Below are 23,715 nucleotides of genomic sequence, written 5' to 3'. Positions count from 1 at the left end.
GAAATACCGCGTGACAACTCCATCACCCGTGCCCGGCCCTGCGCTCGATCCCGCGGGGCCCGCTCCGACGCCGCCGAAACGCGGCCGCGCGGTCGCACTCGGGTTTCTGCTCGGCATGGTCTTGTGCCTGGTCGTCGTCGGCGCGTTCTTCCTCGGCGCGCGGACGAGCGACGAGCCGGCGGGCGCGGCAGGCACGACCACCTCCACCGCGCGCACCACCACCGCACCGCCGACCACGACGACACCGGATCCGCTCGCGGGCATGGCAATCGGCGAATGCGCGGCGCTGCAATCACCGGGTGCGCCGGGCACCCCGGCCCGGCCGATCGCCCGTCCCGAGAAAGCGCGGTGCGAGTCGCTCGGGTCGGTCTACCGGCTGGTGCAGTACGGTCCCTGCACCGAACCTCGGGTGAGTGTGCAACAGACGCAACGGGATTCGACCGGCCGGTTGGTGTACCACTACTGCTTCGCCTACGACTGGCAGGCAGGCACGTGCTACGACGCCTCCGATTGGTCCGAGCCGCTCAGGGTGGACTGCGGTACGCCGGGATCGATCATGGTGACAGCGGTGTTCCACGAGATCACGCCGGTGCAGAACTGTCCGTTGGACGAGAACGGCGCGAGCGCGCGGACCTGGGACAAGCGGAATCTCACCCTCTGCATGCGCGGTTCGGACGGCGCGGGTAACTGACGCCCTCGCCCGAAAGCCGTACCGCTGTCGGTCCGGAGGGCTACAGTCCAGGCCATGACGCGCGCGCGACACAGCTGGACCGGAGCCGCCGCGGCAACGCTGCTCACGGTCGGGCTTCTCACCGGATGTTCCTCGACCGAGGAGACGACAACCGCCGAATGCACCAGCGCACCCAACGGGACGCCCGTGCTCGCGGCGCCGCCGACCGCGGCGGGCACGACCACCAAGAACCTGAGCACCAACCCCGAGATCGCCTCCGGATATCGCAGCGGGATGACGGCGGTGCGCACCGGGTCGTACGCGGTCTCCACCGCGAATCCCCTTGCGACCGAGGCGGCCTGCCGGGTGCTGCACGACGGCGGCACCGCGGCCGACGCGCTGGTCACCGCGCAGCTGGTGCTCGGCCTGGTGGAGCCGCAGGCCTCCGGCATCGGCGGCGGCGCGTTCCTGCTGTACTACGACGGGACGACCAAGACCGTCGAGGCGTACGACGGCCGCGAGGTGGCGCCCGCCGCGGCCACCGAGAACTATCTGCGCTGGATCAGCGACGCCGACCGCACCGAGCCGCAGCCGAACACGCGCGCCAGCGGCCGCTCGATCGGCGTGCCAGGGGTGCTGCGGATGCTGGAGCTCGCGCACCGCGAGCACGGTAAGACCGGGTGGCGCGAGCTGTTCGATCCGGCCATCGCGCTGGCCGACGACGGCTTCGCCATCAGTCCCCGGCTCGCGGGCCAGATCGCGGAATCGGCGCGGGATCTGGCCAGGGACGAGGCCGCCGAACAGTACTTCCTCGAGCCCGACGGTTCGCCGAAACCCGCGGGCACGAAGCTGACCAACCCGGCGATGTCGAAAACGTTGAGCGCCATCGCCTCCGACGGCGCGGACGCCTTCTACACCGGCGCCATCGCCGCGGACATCGTCGAGGCGGCGACCACGGGGGCCGGCGGGCGCACGCCCAGCCTGCTCACCGCCCAGGATCTCGCCGGCTATCAGGTGAAGAAGCGCACGGCGCTGTGCGGCGGCTACCGCGGGCACGAGATCTGCGGCATGCCGGCGCCCTCCTCGGGCGGCAGCACGGTCGCGGCCACCCTGGGCATCCTGGAGAATTTCGATCTGGCCGCGCTGAAACCCGAGACCGTCGATCGCAACGGCGGCAAGCCGAGGGCCGAAGCCGTGCACCTGATCTCGGAAGCCGAGCGGCTGGCCTACGCGGACCGCAACAAATACGTGGCCGACACCGACTTCGTTCCGCTGCCGGGAAATTCGGCCCAGACTCTCATCGACAAGAACTATCTGAAGCAGCGGGCGTCGCTGATCGACCCCGGCCGCAGCATGGGGACCGCCAAACCCGGCGACTTCGGACCGGTCCCGGTGGGCGTCGGTCCGCAGCCGCCCGAACACGGCACCAGCCACATCTCGGTGATCGACAAGTACGGAAACGCGGCCGCCCTGACCACCACGGTCGAGTCCGCGTTCGGGTCCTTCCACGTCGTCGACGGTTTCGTGCTGAACAACCAGCTCACCGACTTCGCCGCGGAACCCGTCGACCCGGACGGCACACCGGTCGCGAACCGGCTGCAACCCGGCAAGCGCCCGCGCAGTTCGATGGCGCCCACCCTGGTCTTCGATCGCGCGCCGGACGGCGCCCGCGGCGAGCTCACCCACGTCACGGGATCGCCGGGCGGTTCGGTGATCATCCAGTTCGTGGTGAAAACGCTGATCGGGATGCTGGATTGGGGGCTCGACCCGCAACAGGCGGTCTCGGCTGTCTCGTTCGGCGCGGGCAATACCCCCACCACCGGCGTCGGCGGCGAACACCCGGCCATCGACGCGACCGACAACGGCGACCACGATCCGCTCGTACGGCGCCTGCGCGAACTCGGCCACCAGGTATCCGTCGCACCCCAGTCCAGCGGGCTGAGCGCGCTGGTCCGCGAGGGCGCCGGGCTGATCGGCGGCGCTGATCCACGGCGCGAGGGCGCGGTCCTCGGCGACACGCGCTGAGCCGCGCGCGGACGATCGTTCAGCGCGACAGCGACATCGGATCCATGAGCGGATCGTCGGCGAAGACGAGCGAACCCGGCGTCATGTCGCGAGACTACCGGCGCGCCGCGGGCGCCGCCGGATCGTGTGCGTCAGTCCTGCTTCGGCTCGTCCGACTGCGTATATCTCGCACCGAGTTCGCGCAGCCGGTCCATCGCTCGCGCGGCGTGCGCCTTGTCGTTGGAGCGGATCGCGAGCAGGGGGACGTAGTCGTCGTCGACCAATTCCAATCGCGCCCAGGACTTCCGGTCCGGAAACGAGACGCCGCGGATGTGTTCCCAGCCGAACAGGGTGTCGCCGAGGATGTTGCGCACCGACACTCCGCGCGAGCCGACGCGCACCCGGGGGCGGGTCAGCATCAGCACCGCGGCCGCGCCGAGCACGCCGATGCCGATCATCGCGATCTGGTCGGCGAGCCGGAAGTTGACGCCGGTCGAACCGCTGCGCAGCCAGATGCCGCCCACCGCGAACACGGCCACGATCAGCACGGCGACGATCCGCGCCGTCAGCACCGCGCGGCGCGGGCGCACCTCGAGGTCCCACTCGGCGTCGGCCGCACCGCCGACAGGCCGCGTGCCGTCGTTCCTCCTCCAGATGCGGACGACCGGCATGACTTACGCGGACTGCCGCAGCGCGCGCAGGGTGAGCGCGGCGTCCAGCGCCGCAGCGCAGGCCTGCTCGCCCTTGTTCTCGGCCGAACCGGGCAGCCCGGCGCGATCCAGCGCCTGCTCCTCGGTGTCGGTGGTCAGCACGCCGTTGGCGACCGGCGTGGCGGCATCCAGCGAGACCCGGGTGAGGCCCGCGGTCACGGCATCGCAGACGTATTCGAAATGCGGTGTGCCGCCGCGGATCACGACGCCGAGCGCGACGACCGCGTCATGCGTGCGGGCCAGTTCCTGAGCGACCACCGGCAGCTCCATGGCGCCGGCGCAGCGCACCACCGTCACGTGCCGGACACCCGCCTCCTTCGCCACCCGCTCGGCATTCGCCACGAGCGTGTCGCAGATCTCGGTGTGCCAGCGTGAGGCGACGATGCCGAGCTCGAGGTCCTTGGCATCCGACAGCTCGAAGCTGGGTACGCCGGTGCCGCTCATCGTGTTCCGCCTTTCCGAAGGTCGTGGAAGCTCACTGCGCCGTTTCGCCGAGGTCGAGTTCGTCGAGACCGATCAGGTCGTGACCCATCCGGTCGCGCTTGGTGCGCAGGTAACGCAGGTTCTCGGCGTTGGCGCGCAACGGCATCGGGACGCGCTCGGTGATGCGCAGGCCGTAGCCGTCGAGGCCGACCCGCTTGGCCGGGTTGTTGGTGAGCAGGCGCATCGACCGGATACCGAGGTCGACCAGGATCTGCGCGCCGGTGCCGTAGTCGCGGGCGTCGGCGGGCAGGCCGAGCTCCAGGTTCGCGTCGACGGTGTCGTGGCCCGAGTCCTGCAGCTGGTAGGCCTGCAGCTTGTGCATCAGCCCGATGCCGCGGCCCTCGTGACCGCGCATGTACAGCACGACGCCGCGGCCTTCGCTGTCCACCATCTCCAGCGCGGCGTCCAGTTGCGGGCCGCAGTCGCAGCGCAGCGAACCGAACACGTCACCGGTCAGGCATTCGGAGTGCACCCGGACCAGCACGTCCTCGCCGTCGCTGATGTCGCCGCGCACCAGCGCGACGTGCTCGACCTCGTCGTAGATGCTCTGGTACCCGACGGCCGTGAAATCGCCGTGCGCGGTGGGGATGCGCGCCTCGGCGACCCGCACCACCTGCTTCTCGTGCTTGCGCCGCCAGGCGATCATGTCCGCGATGGAGATCAGCGCCAGCTCGTGCTCGTCGGCGAAGACGCGCAGCTCCTCGGTCCGGGCCATGTGGCCCTCGTCCTTCTGGCTGACGATCTCGCAGATCACGCCCGCCGGGTGCAGGCCCGCCATGCGGGCCAGGTCGACGGCGGCCTCGGTGTGGCCGGGACGGCGCAGCACGCCGCCCTCCTTGGCACGCAACGGCACCACGTGGCCGGGTCGGGTCAGGTCGTCGGCCTTGGCGGCGGCGTCGGCGAGCAGGCGCATGGTGGTGGCGCGGTCGGCGGCCGAGATACCGGTGGTGATGCCCTCGCGGGCGTCGACCGACACGGTGTAGGCGGTGCCGTGCTTGTCCTGGTTCGTGGCGTACATCGGCGGCAGGCCGAGGCGATCGCAATCGTCACCGGTCAGCGGCACACAGATGTAACCGGACGTGTAGCGGATCATGAAGGCGACCAACTCGGGGGTGGCCTTTTCCGCGGCGAAGATGAGGTCGCCCTCGTTCTCGCGATCCTCGTCGTCGACGACTACGACGGCCTTACCCGCGGCGATGTCGGCGACTGCGCGCTCGATGGTGTCGAACCTGGTCACGTCTGCTGTGCTCCATCTCGAATTAGGTGCCTCACTACAGTAAGGCCTGTCCCGTGCGCCCGCGGCGGCGCACCCGCCCGCGCGCTCAGCCGCGCTGCTGCAGGCGTTCGACGTACTTGGCGATGACGTCGACCTCGAGGTTCACGGTCGTCCCCGCGACCGCGAAGCCCAGATTCGTCAGGGAGAGCGTGGTGGGGATCAGCGAGACCTCGAACCAGTCGCGGTTGCCGTCGGCGGCGGGCTCGTCGGCGATGCCGAGGCCCGAGACGGTGAGCGAGATGCCGTCGACGGTGATCGAGCCCTTCTCCACCACGTAGCGGGCGATCGCGTCCGGCAGGGAGATGCGCACGACCTCCCAGTTCTCCGAGGGGGTGCGCGACAGCACCGTGCCGGTGCCGTCGACGTGACCCTGCACCAGGTGTCCGCCGAGGCGGCTGTTCAGCGCGGCGGCGCGTTCCAGGTTGACCCGCGAGCCCTCGCCGAGCCCGCCGATGGAGGAGCGGTTCAGCGTCTCCTGCATGACGTCGACGGTGAAGGAGTCGCCGCCGACGACCTCGACCACGGTCAGGCACACGCCGTTGACCGCGATCGAATCACCGTGTCCGGCATCGGAGGTGACGAGCTTGCCCTTGATGGTCAGGCGCGCGGCGTCGGCCAGCTGCTCGGTGGTGACGATCTTGCCCAGCTCCTCGACGATGCCTGTGAACATGCGTGACTCCCTGTCGCGTGTGTACGTACGGTTGCGGAACAGCCGGGACCCCGGCGCTATTCCCGGCGTTCGGTGCACTCCCAGCGTAACGACGCGGGGTCGTACCAGCCCCCGCACGGTGGGCCCGCCGACCCGCATCAGAAACCGTAATTCTGCGACACGCCACCGAAACAGCCGGGCAGACTTTTATCCACCACCGGAAGAGCATTATTCGAGTTCTTTCGAAACAATTCCGTACAGTCATACCGGAATTTCCACGTTCACCTGTCGACGACAATTGTTCAGCGGAACTTTCGACGCGTTCGCCGGTCGATTTCACCCGGCCCCCGTAACGTCCAACCTGTGCTGATACCCAGCCGAAACACAGATACACCAACTTCTTGCGCCGCGGCGAAAACGGACGCAATATTGTTATGTAGCTGACAACTACCGTTCAACTTCCGATCCGCGCAGTTCGCCGTCGAATGATTCGACGAGGTCGACGCCGCTTCGCCAGGGCAGTGCCCGCGTTCGAACGCAGTGCCCGAGTTCGACCCAAGGAAATCCACCACTCGAGGAAGCCGGAAAGCGCAGTCGGCCGACACGAGTTCGACACCGATGGGGGTGCCGCGTGACCACGTTTGTCGATTCGACACTGGAAGTCCGCTGCCTGCAGTACCGGCGCGAGTTCCATATGCCCGCATCGATCGATCCCACGTCGCGCCGCATCCTGCTGCACATCGGCACCCACTACGGCGCCGTCACGATGCCCGCCGAGCTCGGCGACCAAGTGCAAGGGAAACTCACGCAGGCACGGATCGCCGCACCGGTCGTCCATCATCCGCGCGCGCGGCGGTGGACGTTCATCACCGGGCCCGCTCGACCCGATGCGCTCACCGCCCACATCTCCGCCGAACTCTTCCGTCTGTACGCGACGGTCGCCTGCACCGGAAGCCAGGTGGTGCTGCCCTCGCCCGACGACGAGCGCACCGGCTACCGCGTCTGGGTGCGGCCGCCCGAGAGCGCGACGACACTGCCGCCGTCGAACGTGGTCATCGAGGCGACGCTCGCCCTCGGGACACCGAAAAACCGCGCGCTGTAACCGAATTCGGCCGCGTCGCCGCGGCCTCTTCCGGCGCCGCCGCTCAGTGCCAGACGGCGGCCGCCTGCCGCCGCAGCGCCGCCACGGTGGCGCCGGGATCGGCGGTGTTGTAGACCGCCGAGCCTGCCACGAAGCAGTCGATCCCCGCCTCGGCTGCCTGCTCGATGGTGTCGGCGTTGATGCCGCCGTCGATCTCGACGATCAGTCGCAGCTCGCCCGCATCGACCAGCCTGCGCACGGTGCGCGCCTTGTCCAGCACGTGCGCGATGAACGACTGCCCGCCGAAGCCCGGCTCCACGCTCATCACCAGCAGGGTGTCGAACTCGCGCAGAATCTCCAGGTACGGCTCGATCGGCGTGTTCGGCTTCACCGACAGACCGGCCTTCGCGCCCGCCGCGCGGATGTCGCGCGCCACGGCGATCGGGTCGTCGGTCGCCTCGGCGTGGAAGGTGACGTTGTGCGCGCCCGCCTCCGCGTACGGCGGGGCCCAGCGGCCCGGGTCCTCGATCATCAGGTGGCAGTCCAGCGGTATGTCCGTTACCTTGAGCAGACTCTCGACCACCGGAAGGCCCAGCGTGAGATTCGGCACAAAATGGGCGTCCATCACGTCGACGTGCAGCCAGTCCGAGCCTTCCACCCGGCGGGCCTCGTCCGCGAGATGGGCGAAATCGGCGGACAGGATGGACGGCGCGATCATCGGCTGGCCAGGGCGGGAAAACGTCGGAGAGGACACAGCCCGGGAGTGTACCGAGCCGGGATCACATGTCCTACCGCAGGGAATCGGTGATTGTCGGCGGCCTCCAGTGGGTAGCCTGTGCAGAGTGATCAACATTTCGGCGGAACAGGGGCTCTACAGCACCCCGGTGGAGATTCGGGTGGCCGCATCGGTCACGCAGCTGCCCATCGTGCGCGGGCTCGCCGAAACTCTCGTCCTGCTCAGCGATTTCACCCTGGACGAAGTAGCCGACATCCGGCTGGCCGTCGACGAGGTGTGCTCGACCCTCATCGCGCTAGCCGCGGCGGGCACCAGCCTGGACTGCCGATTCACCATCGGGGAGGCCCAGCTGCTGGTCGAGGTCACCGGTGTGGCCGAGACCGAGGGGCTACCTGACCAGCGCAGCTTCGGCTGGCATGTGCTGCGGACGCTCACCGACTCGGTCGAGGCGACGCAGAATTCGTACGATGCGGCGCTCTCCGGATATCCGACGACGGTGGAGTTCCGTCGGGTCCGGGGGAAGGCGTAGTGGCGGACGAGGACACCGTGTTCGACCAGGACCGCGATGAGGAAGCCGAATCCGAGCCCACCGACGCCGCCGAGGACGCGGAAGCCGTCGCGGAGGCCGGTTCGGTCACCGGCTACGACGATCTGAACGCGTTGTTCGAGCGGCTGAGCTCGGCCGAACAGGGCACCGCCGAGCATGCCGCGGTGCGCGCCGAGCTGATCGGCCGCTGCATCCCGCTCGCCGACCACATCGCGCGCAAGTTCAGCGGCCGCGGCGAACCGTTCGACGACCTCACCCAGGTCGCCAGGGTGGGGCTGGTGCACGCGGTGGACCGTTTCGACATCTCGCGCGGATCGAACTTCCTCTCGTTCGCTGTGCCGACCATCATGGGCGAGGTCCGGCGCTACTTCCGCGACAACACCTGGGCCATGCGGGTGCCGCGGCGGGTCAAGGAGACCCACCTGCGCATCGGGTCGGCCATCGACACGCTCTCGCAGACCCTCGGCCGCTCCCCGACCGCCAAGGAGATCGCGGCGGAACTCGACGTCGATCCCGACGAGGTGACCCAGGCCGTCATCGCGGGCAACGCCTATCAGCCCAGTTCCATCGACGCCGCGGCGCTCGGCCGCGACACCGAGGCCTCGCTGCTGGACACGCTGGGCGAGGAGGAATCCCAGTTCGACCGGGTGGAGGAGTACGTCGCCATCCGGCCGCTGCTGGCCGGACTGCCGGAGCGCGAACGCCGGATCCTCACCATGCGTTTCTTCGAATCCATGACCCAGACCCAGATCGCCAAGCAGATGGGCATCTCGCAGATGCACGTCTCGCGCATCCTGGCGAAAACCCTTGCCCGGCTGCGGGAGCTGTCGAGCCGGGACTGACGGTTCATCCCGCCGCGCGCTGCTTGCGGATCTTCGCGGGCGCCGAAAGCCACCAGGCGGCGTCGATCAGTTCGCGTAGCTGATCCGGTGCGATCCGGTCGAGATCGATGAGGATGTACGGGTATCCGTCGTAGTGCGGTGTCGTGTAGAAGGCCGGATCGCCCGCGGCGAGCAACGCCTCCTTCTCCACCGTCTCGCACAGCAGCACGAGCCCGCCCTCGGCCTCCGACCGCAGCCGCGCGATCCCCTTGCCGCCCACCTTCAGCGCGGGGCTGCGCCACCACGTCGACTCCTCGACCGCAGGGAGCTCGGTCGCGATCGCCACCACGTCTTGCCACGTCAGAGTCATGCGACCAGTGTGCGTCGCGCGGGCTCCGAGGGATTGGACGGATGGAACCGGCGCGTTCGCACGGACCGGTTCCATCGGGCCGGTTTACCTCAGAGCGGTTTACCTCAGATCGGTTTACGCAGCGCCGCCATGAACATGGCGTCGGTGCCGTGGCGATGCGGCCAGAGCTGCGCGGCGGGGCCGTCGCCGACGTCGGTGACGCCGGGGAGCAACTCGCCGGTGTCGAGTTCGACGGCGCCCGTGCGGCGGACATGGTCGGCGACGATCGACACGGTCTCGGCCAGGTGGGGCGAGCAGGTCGAGTACACCACCACGCCACCGGGACGGACCAGATCCCATGCCGCGGTGAGCAATTCGCGTTGCAGCACGACCAGGTCGCGCACGTCGGCGGGGGTGCGCCGCCAGCGCGCCTCCGGCCTGCGCCGCAGCGCGCCGAGGCCGGTGCACGGCGCGTCGACCAGGATGCGGTCGTAGCCGGGCGCCAGACCGCTGTCGCGGCCGTCGACGACGTGCACCCGCACCGGAAGGTCGTGGGTGGCCTTGCGCACCAGTTCGGCGCGGTGTTCGGCGGGCTCCACGGCGTCCACTTGGAAGCGATCGATCGCCGCGAGCGCGCCGAGCAGGGCCGCCTTGCCGCCAGGTCCGGCGCACATGTCGAGCCAGCGCCCGCCGTCCGGACCCTCCAGCGGCGCCCGGGTCAGGCTCAAGGCCACCAGCTGGCTGCCCTCGTCCTGTACCGCGGCCATGCCTTCGCGCACCGGCTCCAGCCGCCCCGGATCACCGCCCTCGAGGTACACGGCGTACGGCGACCAGCGGCCCTCTTCGCCGCCGGTGACCAGCGCCAGTTCCTCGGCGGTGATCTCACCGGGCCGGGCGACCAGGTGCACGACCGGCCGCTCGTCGTCGGCGGCGAGCAGGTCACGCAGTTCGCCCGCGCGGGCGCCGAGCGCGTCGGCGAACGCCTGAGCGATCCAGGCCGGATGCGCGTACTCGAAGGCCAGCCGTCCCACCGGATCGGCAGGGGCCAGCGTCTCGACCCACTCCTCGGCGGACTTCTCCCCCACGCGCCGCAGCACCGCGTTCACGAAACCCGATTTGCCCGCGCCGAATTCGGCCCTGGCCAATGCCACCGAGGTGTCGACCGCGGCGTGCGCGCCGATGCGGGTGCGCAGCAGCTGGTAGGCGCCGAGCCGCAAGATGTCGAGCAGCGGTCCGTCGATCTCCTCGACCGAACGGCCCGCGCCGTGCGCGATCACCGCGTCCAGCAGGCCCGTTGTCCGGCAGGTCCCGTAGGCCAGCTCGGTGGCCAGCGCCGCGTCCCGGCCGGACAGGTGCCGGTCGCGAAGCAGGCCGGGCAGGACGAGATTCGCGTAGGCGTCGCGCTCCCGTACCGCCCGCAGCACCTCGAGCGCGACCTCGCGCACGGGGTCCACGCTCACGGTGCGCCGGGACCGCTTTCCTGCCGAGCCCCGATCCTTCTCCGTGCCAGTGGTTTTCGCCTCACCGCGCCCGGCTCGCTTGGCGCCCGACGACCGCTCCGCCGGGCGTCCGCCGCGCTCGGACCGTCCGCCGACGGCGTCGTCCGCACGCCGCTTCCCGTGCGCTCCCGCGCCGGAATCCGAGCGGCGCCCGGAGGCATCCCCGCCGCGTGCCTCTGGCCTGCCTTCCGACCTGTCGTCCCAGAATCGTTCGCGACCGCTCTTGCCGCTGGGCGCCTGCGCCGATCGGTCGGCGCGGCCGTAGCCCGCTCGTCCCGCCTCGGAACGTCCTGCGCCGTAACCGGACTCGCGTCCCGCCCGGCCACCCGTCGGCTTGCCGCCGCCCGGCTCCTCGAAGCCCCGAGTCGATTTCCCCTCGAATCGACGGTCGTCTCGACCCCGGTAGTCCGCCGCGTCCCGATCGGAACGGAACGGTTTGCGCGGCGAATCCGATTTCCGTTGCGCGCCACGGCTTCCGGTGTACGACTCCGACTCGCGAGCCAGCTTGCCCGACGCGGCGTCCCGGCGGGTCTCCTGCTTGCGGGCGGCGCGTTTGGCCCATCCGCCGTCGACGTCGTCGGACTTGCGTGGGCGATCCGCGGGGCTCATTCGACCACCGCGCCGGGCTGCAGGCGCGCGCCGCGCGCCCAATCGAGGGCGGCCATCATCCGTTTACCCTGCGGCTGTACCTGATCCAGGCGCACGGCGGTGGTCGCGGTGCCGACGAAGACGCCGGTCTTGCGCACCTCGATGACGCGTTCGGGCAGCGCCTCCTGCACCATCTCGACCGGTCCGAGCTTCAGCCGGGTGCCGTTCACCTCGGTCCAGGCGCCGGGCGCGGGGGTGACGGCGCGAATGCGCCTGCTGATGGCGAGCGCGGGCAGATCCCAGCGGATGTGGCCGTCCTCCGCGGCCACCTTCGGCGCATAGGAGACGCCGTCCGTGGACTGCGGCACCGCATGCAGGGTGCCGTCCTCGACGCCGTCCAAGGTGGTTTCGAGCAGATGCGCGCCGGTTTCGGCGAGCTTGCCGAGCAGGGTGCCCGCGGTGTCGGTCACCGCGACCTTCTCGGTGACCACGCCGAAGACCGGTCCGGTGTCCAGACCAGCCTCGATGAGGAAGGTGGACGCGCCGGTGATCTCGTCACCGGCGTCGATGGCGGCCTGCACCGGCGCCGCGCCACGCCACGCGGGCAACAGCGAGAAGTGCAGGTTGATCCAGCCGAAGCGCGGGATGTCGAGCACCCGCTGCGGCAGCAGCGCGCCGTAGGCCACCACCGGACAGCAGTCCGGGGCCAATTCGGTGAGCTGCCCGATGAATTCGGGTTCGCTGGGGCGGCGCGGGGTGAGCACGGGGATGCCGTGCTCGTCGGCCAGCGCGCCGATCGGCGACCGCGTCACCTTGCGACCGCGGCCTGCGACGGCGTCGGGCCGGGTGACGACGGCGACCACTTCGTGGCGCTCGGACTCGATGAGCCTGCGCAGCGAGGGCACGGCGGGTTCGGGGGTGCCTGCGAAGACGACGCGCATCAGCGGCTCCGTCCGAACGGTCCGGCCTGACCCGCACCGCGCGAGTCGCGCACCGTGATGCCCGAGACGAACCAGTCGGATTCCCGGATGGTGCGCATCGCCTCCTTGCGGGAGGCCGGATCGAGGCGGTCGATGAACAGCATGCCGTCGAGGTGGTCGGTCTCGTGCTGCACGCAACGCGCCAACAGCTCCTCCGCGGCGAATTCCACGGGCTTGCCGTGCATGTCGACACCGGACGCGCGCACTCGCAGCGCGCGGCGCGTGTCGTACCGCAGGCCGGGAATGGACAGGCAGCCCTCGGGACCGACCTGCTCCTCGTCACCCACCACCGTGTAGGTCGGATTCACCAGATGTCCCGTCGCGTCGCCGGTGTCGTAGACGAACACCCGCAGGCCGACGCCGATCTGCGGCGCGGCCATGCCGACGCCGCCGTCGTCGTGCATGGTGTCGGTCAGGTCGGCGACCAACTGGCGCAGCTCACGATCGAATTCGGTGACCTCCGCCGCACGGGCGCGCAGAATCGGATCGCCGAACAGGCGAACGGGCTGAATGGTCACGGCGGCTCCTGGAAGCGACGAACACGGTCGTCTCATTCTAGAGAGCGACGCCGATCACCCCGATCTCCCCAACGCGAGCCCCCCGACCTGGTAGAACTCCATTGCGGACCGGGCGGGGTGTGCACACCCCCGCCCGGCCGCCTGGAAACAGCAGTCATGGCCGCATCCGACCCCGTATTTCTGGACGCGATCAGCGATTCCTCACGGAGACTCCGGAGATCGGCGGCTGTTCGCGTGTGCGGCAGGCTCGATCACGGCCACTGGAATTGCCACTGCTGGGTATCGCTGTCGGGCGCGTACTGCGTCAACGCGATCTGCTCCGCGCGACCGCATTCGTGGCCGGGTACGGCGAGGACGAATCCGCCGGCGGCCCAGACGGCGATGCGATAGCGGTCGGTGTGGGCTTCATCGGACGCGATCTGCCATCCCAGCGGCGTCCCGCTGCACTCGACATGGGCTCCTTCGGTCACCAGACCGTCGCCGAGGCCGAGCCGGCTGCCAGTGCGGCCGCTGGCGATGAACCATATCCCTTCGCCGAATTCCGGCGCACTCGACAACAGCCAGTGCTGCCAGCCGTCCTCGACACTCGGCTCGCCCACCACTCTGACCTGATCGTCGCTGTCGAGCGCCAGTACACAACCGGTGCCGACATTGACGATTCGATAGACGCCTTCGGTCAATTCAGCCATGGCCCGTCGTCCTCACCGTCCGCGAACTCCGACGCCCCGGTCGTCGCACCGGAGCGTCCCGAATCTTCGAGATTCCGACACCGCCGAACTACCCGCCCGCTCGCCGATCAATCATCTCGCCCCGGATCCTGGTTCGCACGGGTGGTCGACGACGGTGAACGACCGGCGGACTTCCGCGGTCCTCACTGCGGCGCATCCTCGCGAACGGCGTCGCCGTAGCGGCGGGCCAGCCGCGCGCAGGCCTCTCGGAGTTCTCGCGGGCCGACGATGTCGATGTCCGCGTCGAATGCGCCGAGGGCGGCCGCCAGGCTCGGCCAGGACCAGGAACCGAGAACGAGCCGGCAACGGTCGGGGCCGAGTTCCTCGACGACTCCGTCGGCGGCGAAGGGAGCGACCGCCGCGGCGGGGAGGTCGAGGATCGCCTCCCCGCGGCACGGCCAATCGCCGGAGGTATGCGAGCCGCGGAACCGGCCTGCCACGAATTGGGCGACATCCTGTCCGGGCAGTTCACGCGGAGAGAAGCGCGGCCCGGTCGGGATGCGCGGGGTGATGCGGTCGACGCGGAAGATTCGCCAGTCGTCGCGGTCGAGATCCCACGCGATGAGGTACCAGTGGCCGCTCCTGGCAACCAGGTGGTGCGGTTGCGTCCGGCGCGGTGGAGCGCAGGTGTCGGCCGACGTCGCCGCCCGGCTTGCCGTCGTGTAATCGAAGCGCAGCACTTCGCGGGCGTGGATGGCGGCGCTGAGCGCCGTGAGCACGCGAGTGTCGACGGGCGGTGCGGGCGGGCTCGCGCCGACGGCGGTGATCCGCAGGGCGTCGATGCGGCGCCGCAGCCGGGCGGGCATGACCTGCCGGACCGTGGTCAGCGCGCGCATCGCGGCTTCCGCGATGCCCGCACCCGACGCGACGGCGAGCTGGAGCGCGACGGCGAGCGCGACGGCCTGCTCGTCGTCGAACAGCAAGGGCGGCAACTCGGAACCGGGATCGAGGCGGTACCCGCCCTCGGGGCCTTTGACGGCGGCGATCGAGTAACCGAGCTCGCGCAGTCGATCGATATCGCGCCGCACGGTCCGCGGGCTGACGTCCAATCGTTCGGCCAGCAGCACCCCTGGCCAATCCCGACGCGCCTGCAAGAGCGACAGCAGCGCCAGCAATCGCGCTGAGGTTTTCGGCATGAATCCACTATCCCCGGAGAAGCGGACACATCCTGGCCTCTTCCCCTGCGACTGTGATCGGCGGGCCCACCAATTGCATGGGCGCCCTTGTACGGGATGCTGCGGGATCGGTTCGGCGTCACCTGGGTGCTGGACGTCGCCATCTCATACGACGCGTCCTGACCATCGAAATCCGATAGCGGGCAGAGAGACATCGGCAGGGCCGTGTGCGAAGTGCGTCACACGTGGGTTGCAACATACCCCCAGGGGGTATTACATTTTCGATCGCGACGAAACGACAAGATCGGAAAGGCCGGAGCGATGACCACGCAGACTCACACCAATCACGAGGGCGCGCACGGGGCTCACACCGGGCACACGGCCCATGCCGGACATGGCGACCACACCGCGGCTCACGCCGGGCACGGAGACCACACTCAGCACACAGCGCACGCCGGGCACGGCGACCACGCCCAGCACGCGGCTCACGCCGCACATGCCGGTCACGCCGGGCATGCCGCTGCTCAGCACGGAGCCCACGCCGGGCATGACGACCACGCCGCGGGCGGCGGATTGCCGGGCGGTCTCCAGATCACCCAGGACGGCTACACGCTGGCGCTCGCGGAGCCGATCATCGGAACGGGCGAGGTCGACTTCCGTTTCCGGATCCTCGGCCCCGACGGCGCGCCGGTCACCCGCTACGACGCCATCCACGACCGCGATCTGCATCTGATCGTGGCGCGGCGCGAGCTGACCGGGTTCTGGCACGTCCATCCCGAACTCGACGTGGACGGCACCTGGGCCGTGACGCTGAATCTCCCGGAAGCGGGCGCGTACCGCGTCTTCACCGATATCGCCCCGCACGCCCTCGGCAAGACGATCACCCTCGGTGCGGATCTCGCCGTGGCGGGCGCCTACGAACCGCGGCCGACGCCTGCCGCCGCGCGCACCGCGACCGTGGACGGATACGAGGTGACCCTCGACGGCGATCTGGTGCCGGGCACGGGACAACTGCTCACGCTGACCGTTCGCAAAGACGGGCAGCCGGTCACCGACCTGCAGCCCTATCTGGCCGCCTACGGGCATCTGGTGATCCTGCGGGCGGGCGATCTGGCCTATGTCCACGTCCACCCGAACGGCGAGCCCGGCGACGGCGTGACCGCACCCGGCCCGGACATCACCTTCCACACCGCCGTGCCCGGCCCCGGAACCTACCGCCTCTTCCTGGATTTCCAGCACGGCGACGTCGTCCGCACCGCCGCCTTCACCCTGCACACCACCAACTAGCGCCGAAAGCCGTTGGGCGAGCGCGGATTCCGCCCGCTCACCAGCTGTCGGAGAGGAGACCGAGATGTGCGAGTGCTGCTGTCGAAGCACGCGTGATCCACCCCGACTCATCCCAGAGGAAGTGTTTTCCGATGCGTTCCACGCCCATGATCACCGCACTGTTCGGCAACCACGATTACCTGCGACTGTTCACCGCCCAGGTGTCGGCGCTGTTCGGCACCGGACTGACCACCGTCGCTCTCGGACTGCTCGCCTACGAGCTCGCCGGGGCCGACGCGGCCGCCGTTCTCGGCACCGCGCTGACGATCAAGATGGTGGTCTACGTGACGGTCGCGCCCATCGTGGCCGCCTACGCCGATCGATTCCCGCGCCGATCGTTCCTGGTCGGGCTCAACGTCGTTCGCGCGGCGGTGGTGCTGGCACTGCCGTTCATCGACCAGATCTGGCAGATCTACGTACTGATCGCCCTGCTGCAAACCGCCTCGGCCGCCTTCACCCCGACCTATCAGGCGATCATCCCCGACATCCTGCCCGACGAACGCGAATACACCAGGGCGCTGTCGGCCGCACAGCTGGCCGCCACCATGGAAACCTTGCTCAGCCCGATGCTGGCCGCGGCGGCGCTGGCCGTGATCAGCTTCCACTTGCTGTTCGTCGGTACCGCCATCGGGTTCGCCGTCTCGGCGGCCCTGGTGATCGCGACCCGCATCCCGAACGCGACCGCCGCCACCCAGGGCTCCTTCCGGGAGCGGATCACGGTGGGCATGCGGATCTTCGCCGCGACGCCGCGGCTGCGCGGCCTGCTCGGGATGAACCTCGTGGTCGCCGCCGCCGGATCGGTGATCATGGTCAACACGGTCAACTACGTGCGCGACACCCTCGGCGGCACCCAGTCCGGAGTGGCGCTGCTGTTGGCGGCCAACGGGTTCGGCACCATGCTCGTCGCACTCTCGCTGCCCCGGGTCCTCGATCGCGTCGGCGCGCGGCCGGTGATGCTGACGGGCGCGGCCGCGCTGATCACCGGACTCGGCTCGGCCATCGCCCTGTCGCTGGCGAACGCGGGCGACTGGCGGTGGGGCGCCGCGATCGCGGTGTGGGCCACCGTGGGCGCGGGCACCGCGGCGGTGCTCACCCCGACCGGTCAGGTGCTGCGGCGCTCGTCGCGACCCGCCGATCGGCCCGCGCTCTTCGCGGCCCAGTTCTCGCTGTCGCACCTGGCCTGGTTGGTCACCTACCCGATCGCCGGGTGGCTGACGACCGCCGCCGGTTTCACCACCACCTGGCTGACGCTGGCCGTCCTCGCCGCGACGGGAATCACCGTGGCGGTGCGGATGTGGCCGCGCCACGACCCGGAGGAGCTGACCCACCTGCACGAGGTCGGCACCATCGACCCGGCCCTGCTGGCCGATGCCGTGCGCGTGGACGACCGTTTCTACCGGCACACCCACGCCTACGTCATCGACGCCGAACACCGCCACTGGCCGGCCCGGGCGGAGCGGCAGCTCGCAACCGCCGCGGCCGCCTAGCGAAACCGATCGCGGAATCACGAGGCGGGCACCCGATTTCGGGTGCCCGCCTCGTTGGCATCGAAGAACTCGGCGAGTCTTGCGCAGACCACACTGTTTTCACTCGTGTCAGTCCGCGCGGCGGGCACGGGCCAGACCCACCCCACCGAGGACGGTCGCGATCAGACCCACCACCAGCGCCACGATGGCGCCGCCCAAACCGTTGCCGGTGCCGATCCCCCCGTCGGACGTGGCCACCACCACCCCGCCGAGGCCCACGCCGATCAGTCCCGCCACCAGCGCGACGCCTGCCCCGAGCCTCCCGTTGCTCGCGCCGAGACGGCCCGCCCGGCGAGCCAGGACCATCCCACCGACGACCACGCCGGTCAATCCCGCCAGCGCGGCCACGATGGCGCCGAGTCGCCCAGCGCTCAGGTCGCCGAAACCGGCGGCCGACTGAACCGAGAGGTGCGAGGTCGCCGGTGTGGCCAGCGCGAAGCCTTCGCGCAGGGCGACCGCCGCGGCGGCGGGCAAGTGAGGGAGGGACACGAGGTTCTCCTTGGTCGTTCGGCTGAATGTCGTTCGATCATCTCCGGCCGAGCCGTCGCCGATCATCGTGCGGGCGTGGGCAATTCGCGCTGTCACAGCGGCGGTAGCCGACTGCCGCGGACGCGGTAGCAGCCGCGAAAGTACTGCGTACGCAGCAGACGATTGATCCTCCGTGTGCCGGAGTCGCCCGCGCGAATATCCGGCTAGGGTGCACGCATGAGCAGCCGATGGATCGGAGACTGGGCGATCGCCGTCGGCGTGGCGGCGATCCTGTTGGTCACCGGGCTGTCCAAACAGCACTCCCCCACGGATCTCGACCCGCTGGGCCACACCTTGTTGACGAGCGGCGGACTGGCGCTGGCCGCCCGCCGCCGGGCTCCGGTCGCCGTGCTCATCGTGACCGGGTTGTGCGCGCTGGGTTACCAAGCCGTCGGTTTCGACGTGCCCGCCGTCGCGTTCTTGTTCGCGGTGTACGCCGCGGTGCGGGCGGGGTACCGGACGATCACGGTGGCGGCGTCGGTGACCCTGCTGGCCGCTCTCCCGCTCGCCGCGCTGGCCTCGCTGCACGACACAGGTGAGGCGTTCGCGCGAGCCAGGGATGCCCTCGAGCTGGCCTGGTTGATCGCGGCGGGCGCCGCGGGCGAAGCGCTGCGGCAAGCGGAGCGGCGGGCGGACGAAGCCGAGCGCACCAGGGAGGAGACCGCGCGGCGCCGCGCCGACGAGGAGCGCCTGCACATCGCCAGGGAGCTGCACGATTCGCTCACCCACCAGATCTCGGTCATCAAGGTGCAGTCCGAGGCCGCCGTCCACGTCGCTCGCAAACGGGGCGAAGAGGTACCCGAGGCCCTGCTCGCGATCCGGGAGGCAGGCCGGGAAGCGGCCAGGGAACTGCGAGCGACGCTCGAGGCGCTGCGAGACGACGGCAAGAGCCCGCCTCACGGGCTCGACCACCTCCCGGATCTGGTGGAACGGGCCCGGACGACCGGCCTCGACGCGACGCTGACGATCGAAGGGCAACGCCAGAATCTCCCGGCCGCGGTGGACCGGACCGTGTATCGGATCGTTCAGGAGTCGCTGACCAACATCACCCGGCACGCCGCCGCCTCCAACGCGTCGGTCCGAATCGATTACCGCCCCGACACTGTGGTAGTGCGAGTCGACGACGACGGCACGGCGACATCGGACACCGCGCCGCCGCACGGCGTCGGATTGCTGGGGATGCACGAACGCGTCACCGCGCTGGGCGGTCGCCTGCGGGCGGCTCCGCGCGGCGCGGGCGGCTTCTCGGTCCGAGCCGAACTTCCTGTGGAGCGGACGCTGTGATCCGCGTGCTGCTGGTCGACGATCAGCCGCTCATCCGCAGCGGATTCCGCGCGTTGCTCGACCTCGAGGACGACATCGAGGTGGTGGCCGAGGCCGCCGACGGCGCCGAGGGTTTGGCGCTGGCCAGGGAACACCTTCCCGACATCGCGCTCATCGACATCCAAATGCCCGGCCTCGACGGCATCGAGACGACCCGCCGCATCGCCGCGGACCCGCGCCTGGCCTGCGTGCACGTCGTCATCCTGACGAACTACGGCTTGGACGAGTACGTCTTCCACGCATTGCGCGCGGGCGCGGCCGGATTCCTCGTCAAGGACATCGAGCCGGAAGACTTCCTGCACTCCGTCCGCGTCGCCGCCCGCGGCGACGCGCTGCTCGCACCGTCGATCACTCGCAGGCTGATCGACCGGTACGTCACCCAGCCGTTCGCCGGCGCCGTCGGCAAAGCGTTGGAAGAACTGACCAACCGCGAACGCGAGGCCGTGACGCTGGTCGCGCAGGGCTTGTCCAACGAGGAGATCGCCGACCGCATGGTGATCAGCCCACTGACCGCGAAAACCCATGTCAACCGGGCCATGACCAAGCTCGCCGCCCGCGACCGGGCCCAACTCGTCGTTCTCGCCTACGAATCCGGCCTGGTAGCCCCGCGACGCTCGTGACCTCCCGCGCCACACGGTTCTCGCCGAACTCCGGCGGCTTTCCTCGCAGGTGCGGGTAGATGCGCATCGCCGGGAAAGAGCGCAGAATGGACACAGAAAGGTCGTCATGCGAGCGCTAACTGGCCTGCTCAACTTCGTGGTGGGACTCGTGACGGCCGTGCTCGGCACGGTAGTCGGATTGCTCGCGGCCGTGGTGTGGCTCCTCGGCGCGGTGTTGTGCGCGACGATCCTCCTGATTCCGCTGGGGCTTCCCGTCATCAGGCTCGGCAGCCGCCTGTTCGGCCTGGCCCGGCAGCTGATGCATCTCCCCTGACGCACCTCCCAGACGTCCTCAGCGCGGCCCGCAAGTACGGCTCGACCGGGCGGCGGGCTACGCCGCGGTAGAGCTTCCCCACCCTGTATCGAATGACGATGCTGGCCGACCGATGAGCTGCGCCAACAGATTCGAGCGATTCCCCTCACGTTCGTCTCGGCTGTCGGCGCGCACATTCGCGATTTCGACGCGCGCTCTTGACTGACACTTCGTTCGTATATGACGATACCGTCAGTCACCTGGCCGATGAGGAGAGGTTTCGCCACACATGCCCGAAGAACCGAAACTCGGCCGTCGCGAGGTGCTGGCCATGATGGCGGCCGTTCCGGCGCTGCCCGTCCTGGCCTCCGCAGCCCCGAGCGCGGGCGCGGCACCCAGGTCCCGGCGGCCGAACATTCTGGTCGTCATGACCGACCAGGAACGCGCGGATGTCACTCTGCCATTGGGGTTCACGCTGCCCGCCCGCGCCCGGATCGCAGCGGCGGGAGTGCGTTTCACCATGCACCACACACCGACCGCTCCGTGCTCGCCCGCCCGGTCGACGTTCTTCACCGGGCGACAGGCGCCGGTCACCGGCATGCTCGACAACGTGCGCGGCAGTGAGCCGATGGGGGCGCTGCTCGGCGCGATGCAGGCATTCAGCCCCGATCTCGACACCACCGTCCCTACGCTCGGTACGGTCCTGCGCCAGGCCGGGTATCGCACCGCCTACATCGGCAAGTGGCATCTGTCCGACCCGGTCGGCCCAGGGATCACGGCGCTGTCGCCGTACGGGTTCGACGAGGCGCTCGACATCCTGTCCGGCGGCGGACCGAACGAGGGTCTCCACGAGGACCCCGGCGTCGTCGATCACGCGACGGAATGGCTGCGTCGCCGCGGCGCCGACTCCGAGCCGTGGCTGTGCGTGGTCAGCATGGTCAATCCGCACGACATGATGTTCTGCCCCCGCTTCTACCGGCTCGAAGACGTCCCCGACCACGGCGCCGACGTCCCGCCGAACTTCGAATCCGACCTGTCGTCCAAACCACGGGTGCAAACCGCTTGGCGCACCGCCAATTCCGTGGTCGGCGGCGCGATGCCCGACACCGTGACCTCCCCGCTGGGCGAGCGGCAGTGGCGACAGTGGGGCAACTGGTACCTCGAACTGCTGCACCGCACCGACGAGCTCATCGACAGGGTCCTGACCGCCCTCGACGACAGTGGCGCCGCTGCCGACACCGTCGTGGTCCGGGTCGCCGATCACGGCGAACTCGGTGGCGCACACGGACTCCGGCAGAAGGGCGCCATGATCTACCGAGAGAACAATCGCGTCCCGCTGGTGATCGCCGACCCGCGCAACCCCGGCACACATGGGACGACCGCCAACGGCTTGACCTCCCATATCGATCTGGTGCCCACCCTCGCCGCGCTCGCCGGAGCGAACCCCGCGACACTCGGCCCCGTCGCGGGCCGCGACCTCACACCACTACTGACCGATCCCACCCGAACGGTTCGCGACGCGATCCTGCTGACCTCCGACGCCAAATCCAGCGGCGGCCTCCCGTCGGGCGTGAACTACTGCCTGCGCGGCGCGATCACCTCGCGATACAGCTTCGCCCGATACTCCACGCCGGAGACCATCTCCAGCCCGCACGCGGACTTCGAATACGAACTCTACGACCGCCAGGACGACCCCCTGGAACTGCACAACCTCGCCAACGAGGGCGGCGCGCGGAATCTCGTCTCGGAGCTCGACGACCTCGTGGATTCCCTTGCCGCCCAGGAGCTGTGACGCCTGATCCTGCTTTCCGAACCGGAGCCTCAGCCGTTGGTCAGGGTGCGGGCGGAGGAGAAGCATGCGGTCCCAGTGGCGCTGTAGTGCGGACTCGCTACGCCACTCTTTGGCAAGGACTATTGCCAAAAACTTAGTTCTGGCAGAGGATCTTGCCAGAAGCGGCGGGTGCGGCGCACCGCCCCGATCGCGAAGTGCTGGCATCACCTCGAAGGAGAGAGTGACCATGGAATCGACGATCCCGAGTCGACACCCGGCCGCACCGCAGGCTGTCCCCGGCCCGGGTTTGGGGCTGGTCACGCGGGTGCTGGGCCTGCGGAAGCCGACCCCGGTCCAGTTCCGCGAGCTGGGGGAAGCGCTGAATGTCGGTGACCGGCCGATGGACGAGCTGGTGGACTGGATGTATCGCGAAGGGATGACGACTACTCGGCCGCTGTTCGAGCGCGCACTCCGCGAAGGGATCGCGGCGGTTTCCGAGGCGCCCGGCCCGCTACGCGAGTTCTTCGACTACCTCGAGGCCGTGCCGGACTGGGTGGACTGGGACAAGATCCGCCGCGCAGAACGTGTGTTCAGTATCGGCGGCCGCGACGGGCTCTACGTCGCGCGCGACATGTCTTTCCTCGGCGGATACCTGGCCTCGGGATTCAACAAAACCCTCCTTCGCACAGGGGCTTTGGAGAAGGGGCCTGCCAAGCGTTTCGCCGAGACGACGCAATGGGCGATGGATGTCACCTCCGCCGACGGCATGCTGCCGCTGGGACTCGGTTATCGCTCCACGGTGCACGTGCGGATGATCCACTCGATGGTCCGCCGCCACGTCGCGGCACTGCCGGACTGGCGCGGCGAAGAATGGGGACTGCCGATCAACCAGACCGACATGGCAGCCACCCTGGTCGGCGCCTTGATCGCGCCCATGGTGGGAGCCATGGGCATGGGGTGGCTGGTCACGCCACGCGACGCCGACGCCGCGGCGCACTTCACCCGCTATGTCGGATGGGTGATGGGAGTGGAAGAACGCTTCCTGCCCAAGGACTTCCGGGACAGCGTCCGCATCCTGTATCACACGATGACCGCGATCACGAACCCCGACGAGACCTCGCCCCAGCTGGCGCTGCCGATGCGCGACGAACCACTGGGCTGGCACTACCGCCACCTCGCCGGACTACGCCGGCGCATCGCACGCTCCCAGCACCTGTCGATCGCGACCATGTTCCTGGGTCCGCCCGCGATGAGAAAACTGGGTCTGCCCGCCTACACCCCGCCGTGGTATCCCTTGCTGCGCCTGCCGTTCAATCTCGCCCGGTCGATATCGACGTGGATCGCGCCCGGACGATTCGAACGGGCCGCCGCACGAGGTCGCGCAGAGCAGCTGGCGTTCATCCGCACCCTGACCGGCGCGGACACCGCGGTCATCGGTGACTCCGCCCAGCACATCGGACACGCCGCTTAGACCACCCCGCGCCCGCGCGCCGGGATCCTCGCCGCCCTGCGGCACACGCACCCGATTTCAGCGATCGATCGAAACTGCAACGGCCGCAGGAAGTTCGGCGATGC

24 protein-coding genes are annotated in these 23,715 nt (G+C 69.5%); 12 read left to right on the top strand and 12 right to left on the bottom strand.

Annotated features, from left to right (window positions below):
• Window positions 1-10: 10 nt before the first annotated feature.
• Together AC3EO7_RS01055 and ggt are read left to right on the top strand one after the other, a co-directional pair.
• Window positions 11-691 (top strand): hypothetical protein, encoded by a 681-nt coding sequence (locus tag AC3EO7_RS01055; RefSeq protein ID WP_435590195.1) that lies wholly within the window; start codon window positions 11-13, stop codon window positions 689-691.
• Between the two features lie 54 nt (window positions 692-745).
• Window positions 746-2,695 carry a gamma-glutamyltransferase gene (gene ggt, locus AC3EO7_RS01050; RefSeq protein WP_431971648.1) on the top strand — a complete coding sequence of 650 codons (1,950 nt, stop codon included), beginning with the start codon at window positions 746-748 and terminating at the stop codon, window positions 2,693-2,695.
• Between the two features lie 131 nt (window positions 2,696-2,826).
• On the opposite strand, the gene AC3EO7_RS01045 is transcribed toward ggt, so the two are convergent.
• The 4 genes from AC3EO7_RS01045 to AC3EO7_RS01030 all read right to left on the bottom strand — a co-directional run bounded on the left by AC3EO7_RS01045 (window position 2,827) and on the right by AC3EO7_RS01030 (window position 5,813).
• On the bottom strand, window positions 2,827-3,345 hold the full coding sequence (locus tag AC3EO7_RS01045) for a PH domain-containing protein (RefSeq protein WP_431971649.1): 519 nt from the start codon (window positions 3,343-3,345) through the stop codon (window positions 2,827-2,829).
• 3 nt (window positions 3,346-3,348) lie between these two features.
• The gene (ribH, locus tag AC3EO7_RS01040; RefSeq protein WP_431971650.1) at window positions 3,349-3,828 is read right to left on the bottom strand and encodes a 6,7-dimethyl-8-ribityllumazine synthase; all 480 of its coding nucleotides are present in this window, start codon (window positions 3,826-3,828) and stop codon (window positions 3,349-3,351) included.
• A 31-nt stretch (window positions 3,829-3,859) separates the two neighbouring features.
• On the bottom strand, window positions 3,860-5,104 hold the full coding sequence (locus AC3EO7_RS01035) for a bifunctional 3,4-dihydroxy-2-butanone-4-phosphate synthase/GTP cyclohydrolase II (RefSeq protein ID WP_431971651.1): 1,245 nt from the start codon (window positions 5,102-5,104) through the stop codon (window positions 3,860-3,862).
• Between the two features lie 85 nt (window positions 5,105-5,189).
• Window positions 5,190-5,813, bottom strand: coding sequence for a riboflavin synthase (locus AC3EO7_RS01030; protein WP_435590194.1), 624 nt, complete (start codon window positions 5,811-5,813; stop codon window positions 5,190-5,192).
• 610 nt (window positions 5,814-6,423) lie between these two features.
• Here AC3EO7_RS01030 and AC3EO7_RS01025 point away from each other — a divergent pair.
• The gene (locus AC3EO7_RS01025; protein WP_431971653.1) at window positions 6,424-6,894 is read left to right on the top strand and encodes a hypothetical protein; all 471 of its coding nucleotides are present in this window, start codon (window positions 6,424-6,426) and stop codon (window positions 6,892-6,894) included.
• Between the two features lie 43 nt (window positions 6,895-6,937).
• Here the strand turns inward: AC3EO7_RS01025 and rpe are convergent, their stop codons facing one another.
• Complete coding sequence (gene rpe, locus AC3EO7_RS01020) at window positions 6,938-7,591, bottom strand: ribulose-phosphate 3-epimerase (RefSeq protein ID WP_431971718.1); 654 nt, start codon at window positions 7,589-7,591, stop codon at window positions 6,938-6,940.
• A 124-nt stretch (window positions 7,592-7,715) separates the two neighbouring features.
• Here rpe and AC3EO7_RS01015 point away from each other — a divergent pair, with 124 nt between their 5' ends.
• Window positions 7,716-8,138 (top strand): ATP-binding protein, encoded by a 423-nt coding sequence (locus AC3EO7_RS01015; protein WP_431971654.1) that lies wholly within the window; start codon window positions 7,716-7,718, stop codon window positions 8,136-8,138.
• The gene (locus tag AC3EO7_RS01010) at window positions 8,138-8,998 is read left to right on the top strand and encodes an RNA polymerase sigma factor SigF (RefSeq protein ID WP_431971655.1); all 861 of its coding nucleotides are present in this window, start codon (window positions 8,138-8,140) and stop codon (window positions 8,996-8,998) included. Before AC3EO7_RS01015 ends, AC3EO7_RS01010 begins: the two co-directional genes overlap by 1 nt.
• 4 nt (window positions 8,999-9,002) lie before the next feature.
• Here the strand turns inward: AC3EO7_RS01010 and AC3EO7_RS01005 are convergent, their stop codons facing one another.
• The 6 genes from AC3EO7_RS01005 to AC3EO7_RS00980 all read right to left on the bottom strand — a co-directional run bounded on the left by AC3EO7_RS01005 (window position 9,003) and on the right by AC3EO7_RS00980 (window position 14,775).
• Window positions 9,003-9,347: an MmcQ/YjbR family DNA-binding protein gene (locus tag AC3EO7_RS01005; protein ID WP_431971656.1), complete on the bottom strand. Its 345-nt coding sequence runs from the start codon at window positions 9,345-9,347 to the stop codon at window positions 9,003-9,005.
• 104 nt (window positions 9,348-9,451) lie between these two features.
• On the bottom strand, window positions 9,452-10,786 hold the full coding sequence (locus tag AC3EO7_RS01000) for an RsmB/NOP family class I SAM-dependent RNA methyltransferase (protein WP_431971719.1): 1,335 nt from the start codon (window positions 10,784-10,786) through the stop codon (window positions 9,452-9,454).
• A 644-nt stretch (window positions 10,787-11,430) separates the two neighbouring features.
• Complete coding sequence (gene fmt, locus AC3EO7_RS00995; protein ID WP_431971657.1) at window positions 11,431-12,354, bottom strand: methionyl-tRNA formyltransferase; 924 nt, start codon at window positions 12,352-12,354, stop codon at window positions 11,431-11,433.
• Window positions 12,354-12,911, bottom strand: coding sequence for a peptide deformylase (gene def / locus AC3EO7_RS00990; protein WP_435590193.1), 558 nt, complete (start codon window positions 12,909-12,911; stop codon window positions 12,354-12,356). Before def ends, fmt begins: the two co-directional genes overlap by 1 nt.
• Window positions 12,912-13,162: 251 nt before the next feature.
• Complete coding sequence (locus AC3EO7_RS00985; RefSeq protein ID WP_435590192.1) at window positions 13,163-13,591, bottom strand: RICIN domain-containing protein; 429 nt, start codon at window positions 13,589-13,591, stop codon at window positions 13,163-13,165.
• Window positions 13,592-13,782: 191 nt separating this feature from the next.
• Complete coding sequence (locus tag AC3EO7_RS00980; RefSeq protein WP_435590191.1) at window positions 13,783-14,775, bottom strand: helix-turn-helix transcriptional regulator; 993 nt, start codon at window positions 14,773-14,775, stop codon at window positions 13,783-13,785.
• Between the two features lie 300 nt (window positions 14,776-15,075).
• On the opposite strand from AC3EO7_RS00980, the gene AC3EO7_RS00975 reads away from it, so the two are divergent.
• Window positions 15,076-16,041 (top strand): hypothetical protein, encoded by a 966-nt coding sequence (locus AC3EO7_RS00975; RefSeq protein WP_431971661.1) that lies wholly within the window; start codon window positions 15,076-15,078, stop codon window positions 16,039-16,041.
• Window positions 16,042-16,187: 146 nt separating this feature from the next.
• A complete protein-coding gene (locus AC3EO7_RS00970; protein ID WP_435590317.1) occupies window positions 16,188-17,567 on the top strand; it encodes an MFS transporter in 1,380 nt (459 codons plus the stop codon).
• 108 nt (window positions 17,568-17,675) lie between these two features.
• Here AC3EO7_RS00970 and AC3EO7_RS00965 read toward each other — a convergent pair whose 3' ends face one another.
• A complete protein-coding gene (locus AC3EO7_RS00965; RefSeq protein WP_431971662.1) occupies window positions 17,676-18,095 on the bottom strand; it encodes a DUF6223 family protein in 420 nt (139 codons plus the stop codon).
• 216 nt (window positions 18,096-18,311) lie between these two features.
• Between AC3EO7_RS00965 and AC3EO7_RS00960 the strand changes: the two genes are divergently transcribed.
• From AC3EO7_RS00960 to AC3EO7_RS00940, 5 genes are all read left to right on the top strand, one after another.
• Entirely contained in the window at window positions 18,312-19,418 is a 1,107-nt protein-coding gene (locus tag AC3EO7_RS00960; protein ID WP_435590190.1) for a sensor histidine kinase, read from the top strand.
• On the top strand, window positions 19,415-20,077 hold the full coding sequence (locus tag AC3EO7_RS00955) for a response regulator (RefSeq protein WP_431971664.1): 663 nt from the start codon (window positions 19,415-19,417) through the stop codon (window positions 20,075-20,077). Before AC3EO7_RS00960 ends, AC3EO7_RS00955 begins: the two co-directional genes overlap by 4 nt.
• A gap of 106 nt (window positions 20,078-20,183) precedes the next feature.
• Entirely contained in the window at window positions 20,184-20,390 is a 207-nt protein-coding gene (locus AC3EO7_RS00950; protein ID WP_431971665.1) for a hypothetical protein, read from the top strand.
• 268 nt (window positions 20,391-20,658) lie between these two features.
• On the top strand, window positions 20,659-22,161 hold the full coding sequence (locus AC3EO7_RS00945) for a sulfatase family protein (RefSeq protein ID WP_435590189.1): 1,503 nt from the start codon (window positions 20,659-20,661) through the stop codon (window positions 22,159-22,161).
• A gap of 226 nt (window positions 22,162-22,387) precedes the next feature.
• On the top strand, window positions 22,388-23,611 hold the full coding sequence (locus AC3EO7_RS00940) for an oxygenase MpaB family protein (protein WP_431971667.1): 1,224 nt from the start codon (window positions 22,388-22,390) through the stop codon (window positions 23,609-23,611).
• The last annotated feature ends 104 nt before the right edge of the window (window positions 23,612-23,715 follow it).

The organism is Nocardia sp. bgisy118 (assembly GCF_057708605.1).
The sequence above is the reverse complement of the archived record's forward strand: the minus strand, read 5'-3'. Positions and strand labels throughout refer to the sequence as shown.